The sequence below is a fragment of the Sorangium sp. So ce426 genome, from assembly GCF_051475585.1.
GTDB lineage: Bacteria > Myxococcota_A > Polyangia > Polyangiales > Polyangiaceae > Sorangium > Sorangium cellulosum_B.
Window position 1 is genome coordinate 12,179,113 of the sequence record NZ_CP150341.1, and the last position, 19,083, is coordinate 12,198,195.

Annotated in this window: 13 protein-coding genes; 11 read left to right on the forward strand and 2 right to left on the reverse strand. The window is 69.6% G+C overall.

The window, feature by feature from the left end; translation table 11 throughout:
- Positions 1 to 459: 459 nt before the first annotated feature.
- Both WMF44_RS45755 and WMF44_RS45760 read right to left on the reverse strand, forming a co-directional pair.
- Positions 460 to 1,725 (reverse strand): hypothetical protein, encoded by a 1,266-nt coding sequence (locus tag WMF44_RS45755; RefSeq protein WP_437296339.1) that lies wholly within the window; start codon positions 1,723 to 1,725, stop codon positions 460 to 462.
- Between the two features lie 416 nt (positions 1,726 to 2,141).
- Positions 2,142 to 6,149 carry an RHS repeat-associated core domain-containing protein gene (locus WMF44_RS45760; protein WP_437296340.1) on the reverse strand — a complete coding sequence of 1,336 codons (4,008 nt, stop codon included), beginning with the start codon at positions 6,147 to 6,149 and terminating at the stop codon, positions 2,142 to 2,144.
- A gap of 154 nt (positions 6,150 to 6,303) precedes the next feature.
- On the opposite strand from WMF44_RS45760, the gene WMF44_RS45765 reads away from it, so the two are divergent.
- From WMF44_RS45765 to WMF44_RS45815, 11 genes are all read left to right on the forward strand, one after another.
- Positions 6,304 to 6,846 (forward strand): hypothetical protein, encoded by a 543-nt coding sequence (locus WMF44_RS45765; RefSeq protein ID WP_437296341.1) that lies wholly within the window; start codon positions 6,304 to 6,306, stop codon positions 6,844 to 6,846.
- Between the two features lie 11 nt (positions 6,847 to 6,857).
- Entirely contained in the window at positions 6,858 to 7,400 is a 543-nt protein-coding gene (locus WMF44_RS45770; protein WP_437296342.1) for a hypothetical protein, read from the forward strand.
- 169 nt (positions 7,401 to 7,569) lie between these two features.
- Positions 7,570 to 9,210 (forward strand): signal recognition particle protein, encoded by a 1,641-nt coding sequence (gene ffh / locus WMF44_RS45775; RefSeq protein WP_437296343.1) that lies wholly within the window; start codon positions 7,570 to 7,572, stop codon positions 9,208 to 9,210.
- 82 nt (positions 9,211 to 9,292) lie between these two features.
- Positions 9,293 to 10,285, forward strand: a complete 993-nt coding sequence (locus WMF44_RS45780; RefSeq protein WP_437296344.1) for a carbohydrate-binding family 9-like protein — start codon at positions 9,293 to 9,295, stop codon at positions 10,283 to 10,285.
- Between the two features lie 311 nt (positions 10,286 to 10,596).
- On the forward strand, positions 10,597 to 11,430 hold the full coding sequence (locus WMF44_RS45785) for a hypothetical protein (RefSeq protein WP_437296345.1): 834 nt from the start codon (positions 10,597 to 10,599) through the stop codon (positions 11,428 to 11,430).
- A complete protein-coding gene (locus tag WMF44_RS45790) occupies positions 11,427 to 11,945 on the forward strand; it encodes a hypothetical protein (RefSeq protein WP_437296346.1) in 519 nt (172 codons plus the stop codon). The genes WMF44_RS45785 and WMF44_RS45790 overlap by 4 nt, the downstream gene beginning before the upstream one ends.
- Before the next feature lie 87 nt (positions 11,946 to 12,032).
- Positions 12,033 to 13,349: a DUF3696 domain-containing protein gene (locus WMF44_RS45795; RefSeq protein WP_437296347.1), complete on the forward strand. Its 1,317-nt coding sequence runs from the start codon at positions 12,033 to 12,035 to the stop codon at positions 13,347 to 13,349.
- A complete protein-coding gene (locus tag WMF44_RS45800) occupies positions 13,342 to 13,917 on the forward strand; it encodes a hypothetical protein (RefSeq protein WP_437296348.1) in 576 nt (191 codons plus the stop codon). Before WMF44_RS45795 ends, WMF44_RS45800 begins: the two co-directional genes overlap by 8 nt.
- Before the next feature lie 12 nt (positions 13,918 to 13,929).
- The gene (locus WMF44_RS45805; RefSeq protein WP_437296349.1) at positions 13,930 to 15,906 is read left to right on the forward strand and encodes an ABC-F family ATP-binding cassette domain-containing protein; all 1,977 of its coding nucleotides are present in this window, start codon (positions 13,930 to 13,932) and stop codon (positions 15,904 to 15,906) included.
- A gap of 115 nt (positions 15,907 to 16,021) precedes the next feature.
- The gene (locus WMF44_RS45810; protein WP_437296350.1) at positions 16,022 to 16,282 is read left to right on the forward strand and encodes a hypothetical protein; all 261 of its coding nucleotides are present in this window, start codon (positions 16,022 to 16,024) and stop codon (positions 16,280 to 16,282) included.
- A gap of 556 nt (positions 16,283 to 16,838) precedes the next feature.
- The gene (locus tag WMF44_RS45815) at positions 16,839 to 19,061 is read left to right on the forward strand and encodes a S46 family peptidase (RefSeq protein WP_437296351.1); all 2,223 of its coding nucleotides are present in this window, start codon (positions 16,839 to 16,841) and stop codon (positions 19,059 to 19,061) included.
- Positions 19,062 to 19,083: the final 22 nt, after the last annotated feature.

Genomic DNA, 19,083 nt, shown 5'->3' on the forward strand with positions numbered 1-19,083 from the left:
CGGCGCAAGACGCTGCGCGCTTCGAACGACCTCTACCAGCTGGCTCGCGAGCCGTATCGACAGCGATGTCACCGTAGCAGTCGGCGATCCTGCTCGCAGCCTCAAGACACGGTATACGCCCAGCCTGGTCTCGTTGCATGGTACACGTGCACGGTCCACTTCACCGAAGGCAACCAAACCTCCGATGGCGCCGCGTTCGTGTTGCTAGAGCGACAAACGGGTTGAAACCCTGACGAAAAGCGTGAATTTCACAGGGAGGCGAGGAGGCGGGGAGCGAGAGACGGCGAGAAGGAGAATTTCTTTCTTCTTCCTCCCCGCCTCCCTGTGAAAAATTCTCGGGGATTCAGCATGATTGGTGTTCTAGAGTCTGCGAGGAACGCTTCGCTTGGCTGGGTCCAATGTTCCTTTTCTCCCACGCCTATCGGCCCGTCTTGCTGTCGCCATCCAGGTTTCAGTGTCTCAGAACATTTCCCGCACGCTCATCCCCGCAGCACGGAGCGCGGAGAGGCGCGCTCGCCCCCCCGGGAGATCTCTGCGCACCGAAACACCGACGCTCGGATCTATCTCGCGGGCGATCTTGACCGCATCGACGACGGCCTGCGGCGTACGCGCTATCAGGGTCGTCTTCGCCGCGTTGGGAGCAAAGGCGAGATGCTGCCAGACCCATAGCTGATCGTTTCGATACACGCGCGACACCGCGTCGGAAGCCTCCTCCAGAGGCGAAAGCGACAGTCGCCCAACAAGCTCCTCTGACACATCTGCGTCTATCGTCGTGGGGGCGGACTCCTCGATCGACCCGTATATCTCCCATTCGACGGCTATTTTCTCGAGGAACGAGCGACCGTTCGACGCCTCAGCGCTGAGCTCATCGAGCAGTCCCACGAGTCGATACAAGACGCCTCGCTCGTCGACGAACAGCTGATCGTCAAAGTTGTCCATGGCCCCTGCCAAGATGAGGTGACGTTCCCCGCAGCGCGCCGTCGGCCACACATCCGGGGAAAGCTGGTTCGACTTGATTCGCCACGCAGGCTCCTCCTCCGCCGAGGCGGACAGGCACTGCCATACACCCAAAGACATCTCCATCCGACCGCGATGGGTGCTCTCCCACGCGATCCCACCAAACCGCTCTTCGAACTCGAACCACGCATCATGAAATGGCAAACCCCGTCGCTCGATCTCGGTGGCCAGCGCATCGAATCCTCCGACGAGCGCCGGGTCGCGAAACAGGCCATGAACATCGCAGTGATGAGCGACTCGCCTTGAGACGAATTTCTCAAGATATCTGGAAGCTGCGGCGTAACGCGTGACCTCTGTATGGTCGCCATGGAATACTTTCTTCTCGACCACGCGCCCCTTGCGGCTGGTTGCCTCAAACGCCAATCGCGCGGACGGATCGCTCCCGATCAGCCGCTCACCACTCACGTTGTACTGCGCCTTGTGCTCGAGTGGTGCGGTCCACTCGATATCATCAGAATCCACGACCTCAACCCGAGAATCTGATTCTATGTAAACAAATGCGTTCGACGATGACAGGGCGCGAAGAATTCGATCCATCGATTCGAACGATCCAAAGAGCGCCATGTTGCCATCGAGTGAATTTGTGACAATCAGGACGTCTTCGTCCGCCCAGACCTCGACATAGCCGTCGCCTGCTTCCTTGATTGGTTTGATGTTCGAGCGTTTCAGCGCCTTGTCTGGGCATGCTCCAACGAGGATCGCTCTCATGGGCAGCCACTTACGCCCCTCGATTATCGCAAGTCGCTCGATCACAGAGTGGGCGTCACGGCCGATGAGGTAGCCCCGATGATCTTCGACCGAACCCGAGGGTGACACATAGAGCCCGCCGCGAGGTGAGCAGGCAAATAATGTCGCGCGCGCTCCGCTGACGGCTCTCTGATTGTGTAGTGGTGCATTGCTCTCGCGAAGACACTCGACAGCACCGAATACGTAGGGTCCGATGACTGGAGAACCTCGACGCCCGCCGGCCTCGAACAGCGACTCTTCGATCTCCCAATGCTTCTTCGATAGCGGTCCATGTTCGCGCTCGACTCTCTGCAGAGCCTCGGGGGACCATGGCCTGAATTCGCTCTGGGGCCCTGCTAGATACTTCAGCATGCGGGACGAGTAGACGTGCATGGCTCTCACCTCTGGGGACGGCGCTTCCATTCATTTTCGCCGCGGCTCCAGGTGCCAAGCTGGAGAGCGCCATAATCGTTCGTGCTGGCAAGATGATTCGAGGGATCGTGGTGGAAAAGGGCCGGTGCAGGATCGGTCGTCGGCCCGACTGGTCCCCTTCGCCTCTTTCCCTGATAGCCTGGGGCGATTACGCCGTTCGGCGGCATCTGGCCGGCGAGCGCCCAGAGACGAGGGATCGTCTGAGAGCAGTTAGGGCAAGATGCGCGCGGCAGATCGCCTTCCGCAGACGCAATACCGCCGCGCGGGGTGATTTCTCCGAGCGCAGCCTTGAGGTTCGCTCGCCATTTCGGATCCTCAGGCCGGCAAGTCTTCGGCGCGTTGCGGGACTCCCAGTCGTCGAGATGCCTGGACAATGCCCATGGTTCGGCGCAGCCAGATGAGGGCGTCCGCGATGCCGGACCTCGAGCGTTGGAGGGAGGCAAAGCAGCCTGAACGGCTGGATGTAGCTGGTCAGGTGTCCTTTTGCTTCCGGTCAATGGATCGTTGAATCCGCTCACATCCTCCACGACTGAGCCGTCCCTGCGGGTGACGGTGCATCGCATCAAACCATCGATGTCGGCGAAGTCGATGGGCGATCCGTCGGTGTACGCATACACCATCAAACTCCCCTCCAGCCGGATGGGCTCCGGGCTCAGGTATTGCCCCGTCTCCGGGTCATAGTACCGGTACCGGTTGTAGTAGAGCCCCGTCTCCTCGTCCGCGTACTGCCCCGGAAACCGCACCGGCGTCAGCCCGGCCTGCTCCCCTTCGACCTTGCCGAACAGCGACGCTTCGATCTCGCCCACGAGCCGTCCGTCCGCGCCCACCAGCGCCGCCGGCATCCCGTTCGGCGCCTCGACGTAGTACCGCACCGCGTCCAGGTCGCCCCGCCGCACCCGATCGGCGAGCGGCGTCACCCCCTCTGGGAGAACCGCGTACGCGCGCTCTTCCACCATCGGCTCCCCGCCCGCCGCCGTTCGCTCGCGGATCTCGTGCACCAGCGCGTCCCCGCTCCACGTATACCGCGTCACGCTCTCCACCACCCGATCGCGCCCCCGCTCCACCCGCTTCTCCAGCCGCCGCGCGAACGGGTCGTAGGCGAAGCGCACCACCCGCCCGTCCGGCAACCGCACCGCCTGGAGCAGATCATCGTCGCCCCACTCGAAGCGAGCGACGCGCCCGCCTGGCAACCGCTTGCTCGTCATCCGCCCCCGCTCGTCGTACGCGAGCTCCGCGCCTCCCCGCCTCTTGAGCTGCCCGCCCGGCGCATACTGCCGCAGCGTCGCGCTCTCGTAGAGCTGCCCGCTCGGCCCGTGGCGATACCCCTCGATCAGCTCCCGCCGCGCCCCGTCCCCCCGCTCCCGCCCCACCACCCGACCCTGTGCATCGCGCAGGTACTCCACGTACGCCGCGCCCGGCTCGCCGCTGCCCACCGCGCCGAGCAGCCCGGCCGCCGACCACCCGTAGCTCTGCAAGAACGTCACCTCATGCGGCAGCGGCCCCACCCACGCGGGCTCGCCCGGCCGCACCGCGGGCGTCGCCCCGAGGCCCGTCACCTGCACCCCTGACGGAAGCCCATCGGGCGTCCACCCCTCCGCGATGCGCCCTCCCGCGGGCAGCGCCCGGTCGAGGAGGTGGCCCGCTGGATCGTAGGCCAGCTGCACCTTCATGGTCTGCGCGCCGAGATCCCCGACCGCCACCGCCAACGGCCGCCCCACCATGTCGCGCGCGATCTCCATCCGCCCGAACGGCCCGCTCGTGCTCACCGCCTTGCCGAGCGCGTCGTACGCCGTCTCCACCACCGTTCGCCGCCCGCCGCGCGTCACCGTCTCCCGCACCACCCTCCCGCGCGCGTCATGGGTGTACTCGCATGTCACGTCGCCGCTCGTCACGACCTCGATCCGACCGAGCAGGTCATAACCGATGCTCTCCGTCCGACCATCCGTGAACCTCCGCTCCACCAGCCGGCCGCACGGGTCATAGACGAAGTCGACCGTACCAAGCCCATCCCGGATCTGCGTGATCCGTCCCATCACATCGTGCCGGTAGTGGATCCGCCGCCCGTCGAACGTCCGCTCCTCGCCGATCCGCCCCTCGCCGCGCCGCACGTACCGGTGCTCCTCGCCGGATTCGTTCACCACCCGCACCAGGTCCTGCTCCCGGTCGTAGAAGTACCGCACGGAGCTCCCGTCCGGCCTCACCACCCCGGTCACCACCCCGACACCGCCCCAACGAAGCGTCGTCACCCGCCCGTCCGCGTCGGCTATCTCCGACAGGTTCCCGTCGACATCATAACCATACCAGTCCGTCGCCCCGCTCGGCCGGCGCACACGGAGTAACCTTCCGCAGGCGTCATATCCATACGACGTCTCCAGCCCGCGCTCATCGACGAAGCTCGTCACTCGCCCCAGGAAATCATACCGGATCTTCCGCCTCGCCCCGTCCGGCTCGATCACCTCCACACGATTGCCGAGGGCGTCATAGGCCATCCGCGTCACACCGCCGTTCGGCAGCGTCGCCTCGACGAGCAAACCGCGCTCGTCGTAACGGAACCAGACCACCGGTCCGAGCTCGTCCTCGACGGCCACCACATCGCCTCGCGCGTTCCGCTGGTAGCGCGCGAACCCGCTTATGGCGTCGCGCACCTCCTCGATGAAGCCCCGCTCGTCGTACTCATACACGGTTCTCGCGCCCATCGGATCCGTCACGACGCGCAGCCGGCCCAGGTCGTCTCGCTCGCAGCGCCATGCGTGCCCCAGCGCGTCCCGATACACCAGCACGTTGCCCGCGGCATCGAACGTGTAGGCGTGCATGCCGCCGTCCCACGCGACGCCGTTCACCTTGTCCAGGTGGTTGCCTTCAATCCGCCGTTTCGCGCGCGAGGTGATCACCTCGACGAAGTGGTCGTAATCGTCGATCTTGACGTGACACAAGCCGTTGGCCCTCGTCTCGCCATCGTCCAGGGTGCCAGGCACGTCGCCGTCGAGCGCGTCGTTGCCCTCGCGACGACACCATGCCTCCACGCAGCGGCCGTTGTCGCCGTAGCGGAACTCCGCCACCAGGCCTCCCGGCTCGCTGCGCCGGACCAAGCGGTGCTGTTCGTCGTAGTCGTACCGCTCCTCGTTGCCCACGGCGTCGCGCGCCGAGACCAGATCTCCTCGATCGTCGTAACTATACGTGCGAAACGCTCGCCACCCTCCGCCCGGCGACTCGTCGTTCACCTCGAACGCGGCGATCCTCCCGTCCGCTCGCCGGCGCACCAGCACCATCCGCCCCACCGCGTCGATCGCATGGGACAGGCGCCCTCGCTCGTACGAGAGCCGTATCTCGTTGTCGTACCGGTCCACGATGCGCGACAAGAGCCACATGCTCTCCTGCCTCTCACCGAACACGAGCAGCACGCCCTCGGCCTCCAGCGTGTAGCCGCCCTCGTGACGCCTCAGCACGCCGTACGGCATCGGCACGGGACGGCCCGGCTCGGGGATCTCCGCCTCCGTCGGCGCTGCGTGAGGCTCCAGGACGCGCAGCGTCCGCCGTCGCTCCTCGATCGCCCACGCCAGCGAGTGGCTCCAGCCGAACCCGAGCCCCAGATCCACGTCGCTCGTCTCCGACGAGTAGCTCCGCTCGATCCGGAGCGGCAGGATCATCCCGCCGAGCGCCAGATCCACGGCCTTCGCGGTGTAGACCCGCCCCGTCACCGGATCGACCGGGTCACCGGCCGACGTGCCGCCCCCGCGCCCGTGCGACGGGTTCGGGCACCCGCCGCCGCTGCCCGGCCCGCAGGTGCCCGCGTTCTTGCCGCCGCCTCGCGGCCCTTTGCCGCCGCTCTTGCCGCCCGCCCCCTGGTCGCCGCCGTGGCCACGCCCTCCGCGGCCGCGGCCGCCGCCTCCGCCGCCCCCGCCACCCAGGATGAAGGTGCCGGGGTTCATGCCGGGAATCGCGGGGATGTTCGGGACCGGCGCCGTTCGTGCCATGGGCCCGCATGGTCGCCAGGCGCCGCACGCACCGTCAAGCGGCCCACCGCCCTCGCGCGCCGCCCCTGAGCTCGCCGCACGCTCGCCCGCCCGCGGCGCAGGGGGCCGCGTCGCGCGCTTGCCCGCACGCGGCGCCTTGCCTAGCCTAGCCGCGATGCCCTCGAAGAACGACAGCTCCATCGTGTGCCCGTCGTGCGGCGCGAACAACGCCTCCGTGACGGCGAGCGGGCGCTGCATCGCGTGCGGCGCCAGGATGGGCTCGCTCGCGCCTTTCCGCGACGCCGAGCTCGACCGCAACCGCCGCTACCAGCAGGAGGGCTTCTCGATCCTCTGGTGCCTCATCGCCCTCGTCCTGCAGAGCGTGCTCACCGCGGCCCTCGTCGGCGGCCTGCCCATGATCGTGCAGCAGCTCGACTTCGAGGGGTCGAACGGGATGATCGTCGCCATCCCCGTCTGGTTCATCGGCGGCGTCCTCCTCGGCATGATCTCGCCCGGAAAGACGTTCCTCGAGCCGGTCGTCGCGTCGTTCCTCGTCGCGATCCCGACCGTCTTCTACCTCCTGCACAGCCAGACCGTCCGGACGATGCCGCTGTTCATGTACGTGATCATGGCGCTCATCGGCGTGCTCTTCACGCTGATCGGCTCTTACCTCGGCGAGCGCATCCAGATGGGCCCGCCCGCGAAGCCGGCCGACTGAGGGCGCCCAGCGTGACGACGAGGCCCGGCGCGACGGGCAGCGCAGGGGCGGCGGACGCAGCAGGGACGGCGAAGGCGGCAGCGGCGGCGAGCGCAGCAGGGACGGCCGTCCGGCGGATCGCCGCGGCGAAGCGGATCGCCGCGGCGCTCGCCGCCGTCGCCATGGTCCAGGCGGCGCCCGGGTGCGGCCGATCGGCCGAGCAGCAGGAGGCGGACGCGCTCCTGCATGCGATCGACGTGCTCCGCGACGCCCCGAGCGAGCCGCGCGAGGCGCGCGAGGCGCTGCTCGCGGAGCTCGAGCGCCAGCCCGCATCGACGCCGCCCGCCGCGAGCGCCAAGGACACGTGCGCGCGGGCCTACCGCCTGCTGCTCGACGCGACGGCCGCCGAGGCGCGCGTCCGCGCCCTGCTCGAGGCGCCCGACGGGGCCGCCGGGCCCGGCGCGCTGGCGGATCTCGTCGCGGCGGACGCGAAGGTCAAGGAGAGCGCCGAGGTCATGCCGAGGTGCGCCGAGGCGCTCGCGATCCTCCGCCGCTCGGGCCGGCGCGGGATGTGACGTCCCGCGTCGTCCGCGCCCGCGCCGGCGGCGTCCGCGCTGGCCGAGGCGCCCGCGCCGCGCGCCCCCGGGAAGGGGCGCCGTCCGCGCCCGCGCTGCGCGTCGCGCGGCGTTGAAGAGGGCAAGGGGATCCGCGCTCGCGGTCCCCTGTGCTAAGACCCGCCCTGCCATGTTCGACACGCTGACACGGGGCTTTCGTCAGGCCAGAAACCGCCTCGCCGGGCTCACGGAGCTCACCGCGGGCAACATCGACGTCGCGCTCCGCGAGGTACGGCTCAGCCTGCTCGAGGCCGACGTCGAGATCGGGGTGGTCAAGGCGTTCCTTGCCCGGGTCAAGGAGGCCGCGGTCGGCCGCACCCTGGAGACGCGCGTGAAGCACGCCGGCGAGGTCCACCAGGTCTCGGCGAGCGACCACTTCATCAAGATCTGCCACGACGAGCTCGAGGCGATGATGACCCACGAGGGCGACGAGATCGCCTGGGCCGACGGCGGGCCCACGGGCATCATGATGGTCGGCCTCCAGGGCTCCGGGAAGACGACGAGCTGCGCGAAGCTCTCGCGCTACCTCGAGAAGCAGGGGAAGAAGCCGCTGCTCGTCGCGGCCGACATGCAGCGCCCCGCGGCCGTCGAGCAGCTCAAGGTCCTCGGCGAGTCGCTCAAGATCCCCGTGTTCAACGTGCCGGGCGAGTCGCCGGTCGCCATCTGCGCCGCGGCCCGCGGCGAGGCGAAGCGGCTCGGCCGCGACGTCATCATCTACGACACCGCCGGCCGCCTCGCGATCGACGAGCCGCTCATGCAGGAGCTCGCGCAGATCAAGGACGCGACGAAGCCGGAGAACATCTTCCTCGTGGTCGACGCGATGATCGGCCAGGACGCCGTGAAGACGGCGCGCGGCTTCAACGAGCGGCTGTCGATCGGCGGCGTCGTGCTGACGAAGCTCGACGGCGACGCCCGCGGCGGCGCGGCGCTCAGCATCAAGGAGGTGACGGGCGCGCCCGTCCTCTTCACCGGCCTCGGCGAGACGACGGACAAGTTCGAGCCGTTCCGCGCCGACGGCATGGCGAGCCGCATCCTCGGCATGGGCGACGTCGTCGGCCTCATGCAGGACTTCGAGGAGGTCGTCGACCAGAAGAAGGCCGAGAAGGACGCCGCGCGGATGCTCCAGGGCGACTTCACGCTCGAGGACTTCCTCGATCAGGTGCGGATGATCCAGAAGATGGGATCGCTGAAGGATCTCGTCGACAAGCTGCCCCTCGGCGGCATGTTCCCGGGCGGCCTGCCCCAGGACGTGAACCTCGACGACCGGGAGCTCGTCCGCATCGAGGCGATCATCCAGTCGATGACCCGCCACGAGAAGAGCGACCCGTACGCGCTGGTCCGCGAGCCGAAGCGGGTGGAGCGCATCGCGAAGGGCTCGGGCTCGAAGCCCGAGGCGGTGAGCGAGCTCGTCCAGAAGTTCCTGTTCATGCGCCAGATGATGAGCGGCCTCGGCCAGAACATGGGCCTCATGGGCAAGATCCCCGGCATGAAGCAGATGGCCATGGCCAAGAACATGCGGGAGATGCAGAAGCAGATGATGGCCGGCGGCGGCATGCCCGGGATGGGGATGCCGGGCATGGGCTTTCCGGGCATGGGCTTCCCGGGGATGGGGATGCCCGGGATGGGGATGCCGGGCATGGGCGGCTTCCCGGGCGCCGGCGCCGGGGGCCCGAACATGACGAAGATGAAGACGCTCAGCGCCTCCGAGCGCAACGCGAAGAAGGCGCAGCGCAAGCGCGAGCGCGACGCCCGCAAGAAGGGGCGCAAGTAGCGGCGGCCGCGTGCGCGGGCCCTGCTGCCGGCGGCGCGTTGTTGACGGTGCGCACGGCGCGCGGTCGCTCGCGCTCGCCGCCGTGGCCTTCGCCGCCGCGTGCTCCCGGGGCGGCGGGGGCGAGCAGGAGGCGGCGCCGTCCGGGGCGACGGGTCGCGCGCCGGCGAGCAGCGGCGCGGGGGCCGGACAGAGCCAGAGACGACCGCCTGCCGTCGTGAAAGAGCTCTCGGTGCGCAAGCTCGCGCCCGGCGCGGCGGTCGTCATCGACGGCCGCCTCGACGAGCCGGCGTGGCAGGCGGCGGCGACGACAGGCCCGTTCGTCAACGTGGGCACGGGCCGCGAGGACCGGTCGCTGCCGACGCAGGGCGAGGCGCGGCTGCTCTGGGACGACGGGTTCCTCTACGTCGGATTCGACGTCAGCGACAGGACGATCACCGGCGGGTTCCCCGAGGGCGCGCGCGACCCGCACCTCTGGGAGCGGGACACCGTCGAGGTGATGATCGACCCCGACGGCGACGGAGATAATAAAGACTATTACGAAATTCAGATAAACCCTCAGAACCTCGTCTTCGACTCACAGTTCGACGACTACAACGCTCCGCGGGGCGGCCCGAGCGGGCCCTTCGGCCACCAGGAATGGAGCGCGGGCCTCGAGAGCGCGGTGGCGCTGAGGGGGACGATCGACGACGACTCGGACGAGGACCGGGGCTACGTGGTCGAGGCGAAGATCCCGTGGAGATCGTTCGCGAAGGCGAAGGCGGCGCCGCTGTCGCCGAGGGACGCGTGGCGGATGAACTTCTACGCCATGCAGAACAACGGCGGGGCCGCGTGGTCGCCGATCCTGGGCGACGGGAACTTCCACAGGGCGCGGCGGTTCGGTCGGGTCCGGTTCGTCGGGACCGGGGGCGAGACGGGCGGCGCGGGCGCGGGCGACGCGGGCGCGGCGCCCGTGGCGGCGCCATCGGCGAAGCCGCCCGGCGCGACGGGCGCTGCGGGCGAGAGGCCGGGCGCCGCGGCGCCCTCCGCGCCGGCTGGAGCCAAGCCGGGCTACCGGGCCGATCCGCCGGACCGCTGAGCCGCGCGTCCGGCGCTTCGAGGCTCGCCACCACGCGCGAGCGCGCTGTTCTCCGGGAGGAACAGGTGTCTCTTCCAGAGAGACAGGGTGCTCGACGGCCTCGTGCTCAACTCCGGCGATCAGGGGAGCGATGATCCTCGTTTTCGGCGCAAACGCGGGAGCTCGTCGCCGGACGCTCGGTCCGCTCGCCGTGGCATCATGTTTGCCAGGACCTTCGCCGTACGCTTCGTCTCTCGCCGACAACGTCGCTTCGACGACCCGACTGACACCCGCCAAGGCTGACACGCTTCCGACGCTCCTGGAGGTATCTCATGAGGTCTCAATTCATCACGACAGTCGCTTTCGTGGGCCGCATCGACGGTGAGACGCGTTGCGCGTTCTGGGCCGAGGAGCCCACGGAGCACGGCTTCGACCCGTCGCGCCTCGTCAGCGTGGATCTGGCCCTCACCCCTTCGGCCGCCGCGCGCGGCGAGACGAGCTGGGACGCGGTCCAGGTGGACGACAGCACGGTGAGCCTGAGCGGCGCGCTCACCGGCACCACCCTCGGGCCGCGCTGGCCCGAGATGCAGCTCAGCGGCGTGGTGCTGCTCGAGGCGACGATGTGGAGGCGGCTCGCGGCGGCCGCGCACCTGACGTGCCCGCCGGCCGGGGCCACCGGGCACGACTACGAGTACCAGACGGTCGTGTACTGGCCTCACCGGAGCGACCCGCGGGCGGGCCAGCGGTACACAGGCTACCACGCCGAGATCCTGGAGGCGCGCGGCACCCTCGCGAAGGTGGCTGTCTACAGCAGCGGCGGAGCGGCGCGCGGCGCGAAGCCGTCGGTGACCTGGATCGATCTCGCCTCCCCCGAGCAATGCGACGTGGGGCCCGGCAGCCTCACGCAGATTGGCGTCGGCGACGCCCCGAAGAAAGGAGCGCTGTTCCTCGCCACGGGCACCGTCACGACCGCTGCCGCCGCCCCGCGTGGGCCGAAGATCCCGCCGTGGGCGAGCGAGAGCGTGAGCCCCAAGATCCCGCCGTGGGAGGGCGAGAGCGCCAGCCCCAAGATCCCGCCGTGGGAGGGCGAGAGCGCCAGCCCCAAGATCCCGCCCGGTCTCGGCGAGGTGTCGCCTTCCGGGCTCGCTGCGGGATACGAGAAGTGAGCGCGATCCCCCCGATCTCGGTGATGGGGCCGGCGGAGGATCCCGTCCTCCGCGGGATCGTCGAGCGGTGCCCGCGCATCGTGCAAGTGGCCTCGCTCGACGCGCTCGCGCTGCACCTGGAGCGCCGCGCGGCGGCGGAAGGCCCCACCACCCTCGATCTGAACGGCCACTCCACCCCGCACAATCTCCTGCGTTTCGCCGGCGTGGTGGTGGATCTGTTCCAGCCCGAGGTGGCGGCGTTCTTCTCCGGGTTGTCGGAGAGCGGGGTCCTCGATCGGCTCCACGTGTCCGGGGTGCGCCTGCTCGGCTGTCACACCGCGCTCGGGCCGGTGGCGCAGCGCACCCTCCGCCGGCTCTCCCGCACCCTGCGCCGGCCCGTCTGGGGCACGGTCACTGGGCTTCTGAAGAGCCACTACGACGCCGAGGGGCTCAATCCCGCCTTTCGCCGCCTGCTGGTCGAAGCAGCGGGCTCGCCCGTGCAAGCCGCCTCGGCCGCTGGGATCCGTATGCATTGAGCGACGGAGGGGGCATGCTCACGGCCACGGTCGGGCAGGAGCACGGTCGCTCGCGGCGCGAGCCGTCCGTGGAAAGGGAAACAGAGGATGTTCACGAAGCTCGGGCTCCGGAATTTCAAGTCCTGGCGTGGCGCACATGCGTTCGACCTCAGGCCGCTCACGCTGGTGCTCGGCGTCAACTCGGCCGGCAAGACGAGCCTGCTCCAGCCGCTCTTGCTCCTGAAGCAAACCATCGAGTCGCCCGACCGGCTCCTTTCGCTCAACCTGGGCGGGCAGCCCGGTGAGATGCTGGACCTCGGCAGGCTCTCCGACGTCGTCTCCGGGGGCGACGTGCGCGCCGGGCTCGGCTTCCGCCTGACGTTCGGCCCCGTGAGCATCGGGAAGGGGGCCGCGCCGCGCACGCTCGGCTCCGTGGACTACGAGGTGGAGGTCGGCGCCGCCGAGGACGAGAATCCCTACGTGGAGCGGCTCTCGTACGCCACCGCCGAGGGCGCCTACGCCGTCGCGCGCCAGCGAGACGGCGCCTACGCGCTCTCCGCGCCGGGCGGCCCTTTGCCCGACGACCGGCGAGCTCGGCGGACCTACGAGCCCGAGCGCTCCGTCGGCTTCTCGGCCGATGCGGTCGCCGCCCTCGGCGCCTCGGGGGCGGACGCGCAGGATCTCGCGCTCGCGCTGACGCGGGAGCTCCAGCGGCTCGCCTACCTCGGGCCCCACCGGAGCGTGCCCACGCGCCACTACGCCTGGACGGGGCGCTCGATAGGACAGCTCGGAGCGAGCGGCGAGCACGCGATCCCGGCGCTGATCGCGAGCCTCGTCGGCCGCCACGCCGACGGGTCCGAGCGGGGCCGCCTCGTCGAGCAGGTCTCCGCGGGGCTCGCGCGGCTCGGGATCGCGGACAGGATGGAGATCGAGCGCCAGGCGACGACGTTCTTCCAGGTCATGATCACCTTCCAGGGCCACCGGACGAACCTGCTCGACGTCGGCTTCGGGGTCTCCCAGGTCCTGCCCGTGGTCACCGCGGCGTACTTCGCGCCCGAGGGCTCGACGGTGATCATGTCGGAGCCCGAGCTCCACCTGCACCCGCTGGCGCAATCCGCGCTCGGCGATCTGCTCGTCGAGGCCGTGCGGGAGCGCCGGGTGCAGCTCCTCGTGGAGACGCACTCGGAGCACCTCTTCCGGCGGATCCAGACGCTGATGGCCGAGGAGCGCATCACGCCGGACGAGTGCGCCATGTACTTTGCCCGGTGCGATGGAGGGGACTCGGTGCTGGAGCCGCTCGAGGTGAACGGGTACGGGCGGGTCGCGAACTGGCCAGACAAGTTCTTCGGTGACACGGTGGGCGAGGTCGAGCGGCAGATGGAGCTGATGCTCGATCGCATGGAGAAGGACGAGCAACGTGGCTGATCATGTCGTCGACACCAACGTGCTCATCGTCGCGAGCGCCGCCGATCCTGCCTCGCCGTTCAAGGACACCCACGTCCCGACGGGCGAGCGGAGGATCGTCTTCGCGTGGCTCAAGGATTTTCGCGCCGATGACGGCCGCCGCCTGATCATCGACAGGGCCCGCGGCATCCTGCGCGAGTACAGGAGGAAGCTGACGGCCCAGGACTACGGCATCGTCGTGGCGATGGAGAAGCTCCGGACGGCGGCGTTCGTCTCCGTGCAGTACGACGGCGAGTACGCCGTCGTGCCCGAGCGGCTCGCTCGCTTCGACAACTCCGACAAGAAGCTCGTGGCGGCGCACCTCGCGCACCGGGCCGAAGGCGGTCAAAGCACCATCGTCAACGCGTGCGACACCGACTGGCACGAGCACGAAGAGGCGCTCTCCGCAGAAGGGGTGATCGTGGAGCAGCTCCTCCCGGCGTGGTGCCAGAGAGAGTTCTGGCGCAAGAACCCCGAGAAGATGCCTCCCGGGGCCGGCGATCGAGGACAGGACGGAGCCGGCCCCCCCGACCCCGGCGCCATGCGCTAAGCTCCGCGCCCTGTGCCCGTCCTCACCGCTCACGATCTCCACAAATCCTTCGGTCCGCAGACCATCCTCGACGGCGTCTCGGTCAACATCCGCACGGGCGAGCGGGTGGGCCTCGTCGGCGTCAACGGCTCCGGCAAGAGCACGCTCGCCCGCATCCTCGCCGGGGTCGAGCAGGCCGACAGCGGCACCATCGCGCGCCGCCGCGGCGCGGAGATCGGCGTCCTCTCGCAGGATCCGGTCTTCGAGCCGACCGACACGGCGCGCGACGTGGTGCTCGCCGGGCTCTCCGCCTGGCACGCCGCCAAGGCCCGCCACGACGAGGTGAGCCGGGCGCTCGCGGCCGGCTCGGGGGACGCCGAGGCGCTCCTCGCCGAGCAGGCCGAGGCCGGGGCCGACGTCGAGCGGCTCGGCGGGTGGGACATGATGCACCAGGTCGACGCCATCATCGGCCACGTCGGCGTCACCCGGCCCGACGCGCCCATGAGCGTGCTCAGCGGCGGCGATCGCAGGCGCGTCGCGCTCGCCCGCCTCCTCGTGTCGCGGCCCGCCCTCGCCGTGCTCGACGAGCCCAGCAACCACCTCGACGTCGAGACGGTCGAGTGGCTCGAGCGCTACCTCGTCGAGGAGCACCCCGGCGCGCTCCTCCTCATCACCCACGACCGCTACCTGCTCGACCGCGTCGCGGAGCGCACGCTCGAGATCGACAAGGGCAAGGTCTACAGCTACGACGGCGGTTACGAGGAGTACCTCGAGCAGAAGGCCGAGCGCCTCGCGCTCGAGGCGCGCACCGAGTCGAACCGGCAGAACTTCCTGCGCACCGAGCTCGAGTGGCTCCGGCGGCAGCCGAAGGCGCGCACCGGAAAGCAGAAGGCCCGCATCCAGCGCGCCGAGACGACCAAGAGCGCGCCGCCGCCCAAGGCGGAGCGGACCGCGCAGCTCTCGGTGGAGTCGGTGCGCACCGGCAAGACCATCCTCGAGCTGAAGAAGCTCGGCCTCTCGCTCGACGGCAAGTGGCTCGTGCGCGGCCTCGACTTCACCCTGACCAAGGGCGAGCGCGTCGGCATCGTCGGCCGCAACGGCACGGGCAAGACCACGATGCTCCGCGCGATCCTCGGCCAGCTCGGCGCCGAAGGCGACGGCGCGGCCGCCGAGGGGCCCCGCATGGAAGGCGAGGTCGTGCTCGGAAAGAACTCGAGCGTCGCGTACTTCGACCAGCACAGGAGCGGGCTCGACCTCGACAAATCGATCTTCGAGAACATCGCGGGCTCGCACACGCGCGTCGAGGTGGGCGGCCGGTCCATGGACGTGCGCAGCTACCTGGAGCGGTTCCTTTTCGATCCGAACAAGGCGCGGCAGCCTGTGGGCTCGCTCTCCGGCGGCGAGCGGGCGCGGGTCGCCCTGGCGAAGATGCTCACCCAGAGCGTCAACGTGATCATCCTCGACGAGCCCACGAACGATCTCGACGTGATGACCCTCGCCGCGCTCGAGGAGATGCTCATCGAGCTCGACGGCTCGGCGCTCGTCGTGACCCACGACCGCTGGTTCCTGAACCGGGTGGCGACCTCGATCCTCGCGTTCGAGGGCGACGGCCGGGTCGTGCGGTACGCGGGCAACTACGACGCCTACCGCGAGCAGCGCGCGAACGCCGCGATCGAGACGGAGGCCGAGGCGCGGGCCGCGAAGGCCCAGGCGGCGGAGGCCCGGCCGGCGGCGGCGCCGGCGAAGGCCGCCGCGAAGGCAGGTGGCGCGCCGAAGCTCACGTACGCCGAGCGCTCCGAGCTCGACGGCATCGTCGGGAAGATCGACGCGGCCGAGCAGAAGGTCGCCGAGCTCGAGGCGAAGCTCGCCGACCCGACGCTCTACGCGAGCCGCGGCGCGGACGTGGCGGGGCTGCTCTCGGAGCTCGAGCGCGCCAAGCAGGAGGCGGCGCGCCTGGTCAGCCGCTGGGAGGAGCTCGAGACGAAGCGCGAGGCCGCCGGCAAGGCGTGACCGGGCGCGACGGAGCGCGAGGCCGGCGGCCATCGGTGCGGGGGGCAGGGCGCAGGGGCGACCTGCCTCGCACGACGGCCTTGTCGGCGCGGCGCCGCCCGGCGACCATGGCGTCATGATGACCGTGTTCGAGGTGCACCTCGCCGAGGGATCCGACGGCGCCGGCCTGCTCAGCGACGAGGTCCTGAGCGAGACAGGCGCGCAGGTGATGACGCTCCAGGAAGCGGCGCTGGTCGGCTTCCAGGGCCTCCAGGCGCTCGACGGCTCCGGCAACGTCCGGCTCATCGCCGTGCGCGCGCGCGACGCCGCCTGGATCCACCGTTGCCTGGAGACCCACGGGGCCGTCGCTGCGTTCCGGGCTCACCAGGTCGACTGAGCCACATCGCCCCCGCTGCTCGACCGACCCCCGCGACGCCCTGGCGCGGCGTCCCCCCTGCGCGCTGTGGCGGGGGACTTCGGCCGAAGGTGGAGGGCTTTGGAGTCGCCAAGGCGCCATAAGACGCCAAAAGACGCCAAAAGACGCCAAAAGACGCCAAGATTTTTGTATTTTTCTTGGCGTCTTATAGCGCCTTGGCGGTTCCATCATTCCTTCCATCCTTCCGTCAGGGTGGGGGACTTCCCCCACCATCCCGCGCGCCTTGTCCGGAATGCCGTGGATGCCAGTCCGGCCGGCCGGCGCACGGAACATGAAGTCCCGACAAGCCCGCTGAAACAGGCGAAGCTCGCCTCCACGAACATCGATGAGATCCGGTGTCCATCACCACGCATGGAGCGCCTCCCGCGCGCCACCTTCGCGCGTCCCTGGCCCGCAGGAGGCTCGTTCTACTGTGTCTCGTATCACTAGAAATATGCTGTGTGGTTGCACTGTCTACCGACGATGGTAACAACACCGCATGTCTCACTCCTCTCTACGTAGTCATACGCTCCTGGCGTTGTTCGCGGTCTCCGCGTTCGCGCCGGGTTGCGGCTCGGAGCGGCCGCAAGCGGGCGATACCAGGCCGCCGGGCGCCGAGCCCGGTCAGGGGGCGCCCTTCGAGAACCCCGGCGGCATGTGGATGCCGGAGCAGATGCGGCAGCACAAGGACCAGCTCAAGGCGCTCGGGCTCGAGATCGATCCCGAGTCGCTCGCCGATCCCACGGCGTCCCCGCTCGGCGCGGTGGTGAGCCTGGGCGGCTGCTCGGCCTCGTTCGTCTCGCCCGATGGGCTCATCGCCACGAACCATCACTGTTCGACCAGGGCGCTCCAGTACAACTCCACCCCGGAGCAGGACCTCCTGACGAACGGCTATCTCGCGAAATCCCGCGCCGAGGAGCGATGGGCCGGCCCCACCGCGCGCGTGCTCGTGACCCGCGCCTTCCGCGACGTCACCGCCGAGGTGCGGCGCGGCATCGAGGCGATCCAGGGCGATCTCGAGCGCTACGAGGAGATCGAGAAGCGCAAGAAGCAGCTCGTGACCGCGTGCGAGGAGGGGCGCCCCGAGATCCGCTGCTCCATCGCCGAGTACTTCGGCGGCGGCCAGGTCTCGTTGATCGAGCAGCTGGAGATCAAGGACGTTCGCATCGTCTACGTCCCCCAGGAGGCGATCGGCAACTTCGGCGGGGACATCGACAACTGGCGCTGGCCGCGCCACACCGGCGATTTCGCCTTCTTCAGGGCCTATGTCGGCAAGGACAACCGGCCTGCGGCCCACGCCGAGGACAACGTGCCTTACAGGCCGGCGCACCACCTGAAGCTCGCGTCGTCGCCGCTCGGCCAGGGCGATCTGGTGATGGTCGCCGGATACCCCGGCACGACGAACCGGCTCCGGACCGCGGCAGAGGTCGAGTCCGCCGTCTCATGGCTGTACCCGAAGCGGGTGTCGTTCTACGAGGAGTCGATCGCCCTCCTGGAGGAGCTCGGCAAGAACGACCCGGCCCTGCGGATCAAGGCGGAGCCGACCATCCAGGGCTACGCCAACTACCTGCTCAAGACGCGCGGCCTGCTCGACGGGCTGGTCCAGGGCGGCCTGGCCAGGGAGAAGGCCAAGCAGGAGGGCGACCTCAAGGCCTGGATCGACGCCGACCCCGAGCGCAAGGCGGCCTACGGCGGCGCGATCGAGCGGATCGCCGCGCTGCACGCCGAGCAGCGGGCGACGCGCGACCATGACGCGGCCGTGTCGGAGATCGCCTCGTCGGCGAGGCTCCTCGACGCCGCGGTCACGATCGTGCGCATGGCGGAGGAGCGGCCGAAGGCCGACGCCGAGCGCGAGGCCGAGTACCAGCAGCGCAACTGGGAGCGCCTCGAGCAGGCGCAGGCGTCGCTGCAGAAGTCGTACGACCGCGCGATCGATCGGAGCACCTTCAAGCTGGCCACGCGGCGCGCGCTGCAGCTCGATCCGAAGGACAGGCCCGCGCTGCTCGGGGCCCTCGCGGGCGGGCAGGCACAGACGGAGGCCGGCGTCGCCGCGGCGATCGACGCGATCTACGAGAAGACGGCGCTCGAGGACGCGGCGACCCGGGTCCAGCTGCTCAAGACGGCGACGCTCGAGGAGCTCCAGGCGAGCCGGGATCCGATGATCCGCCTGGCGCTCGAGCTCGCGCCGGTCGACAAGGCCATCGAGGCGCGTGACAAGGCCTACGCCGGGGCGATGGCCCTCGTGAAGCCGCGCTTCGTCGAGGCGCTCCGCGCGCACCGGGGCGGCCTCTTGGCGCCCGACGCGAACGGCACGCTCCGCGTCACGTACGGCACCGTGCGGGGGTACCGCCCGCAGGCCGACAAGCCGGTGGTTCGTCCGTTCACCACCCTCGGCGAGGTCGTGAAGAAGAGCACCGGCGAGGCGCCGTTCAACACCCCGGCGACCCTGCTCGAGGCCGCGCGCGAGAAGCGGTTCGGCCCGTACGTGGACAAGGACCTCGGCGAGGTGCCGGTCTGCTTCCTGAGCGATCTCGACATCACGAACGGCAACTCCGGCTCTGCCACGCTGAACGCGCGCGGCGAGCTCGTGGGCCTCGCCTTCGACGGCAACTACGAGGCGATGGCGTCCGACTGGCTGTTCATGCCGTCGATCACCCGGACCATCCACGTCGATCACCGCTACATGGAGTGGGTGATGGACGCGGTGTCGGGCGCGGACGCCGTGCTGAAGGAGATGGGCGGCAAGCCGGCCATCGACTGAGCGCGACGCAGCCTCGAGAGCA

Excerpts from the sequence above, each read along its gene's own strand:
- WMF44_RS45755 (WP_437296339.1), bottom strand. The coding sequence starts at position 1,725 with ATGAGAGCGATCCTCGTTGGAGCATGCCCAGACAAGGCGCTGAAACGC.
- WMF44_RS45760 (WP_437296340.1), bottom strand. The coding sequence starts at position 6,149 with ATGGCACGAACGGCGCCGGTCCCGAACATCCCCGCGATTCCCGGCATG.
- WMF44_RS45765 (WP_437296341.1), top strand. The coding sequence starts at position 6,304 with ATGCCCTCGAAGAACGACAGCTCCATCGTGTGCCCGTCGTGCGGCGCG.
- ffh (WP_437296343.1), top strand. The coding sequence starts at position 7,570 with ATGTTCGACACGCTGACACGGGGCTTTCGTCAGGCCAGAAACCGCCTC.
- WMF44_RS45785 (WP_437296345.1), top strand. The coding sequence starts at position 10,597 with ATGAGGTCTCAATTCATCACGACAGTCGCTTTCGTGGGCCGCATCGAC.
- WMF44_RS45795 (WP_437296347.1), top strand. The coding sequence starts at position 12,033 with ATGTTCACGAAGCTCGGGCTCCGGAATTTCAAGTCCTGGCGTGGCGCA.
- WMF44_RS45810 (WP_437296350.1), top strand. The coding sequence starts at position 16,022 with ATGATGACCGTGTTCGAGGTGCACCTCGCCGAGGGATCCGACGGCGCC.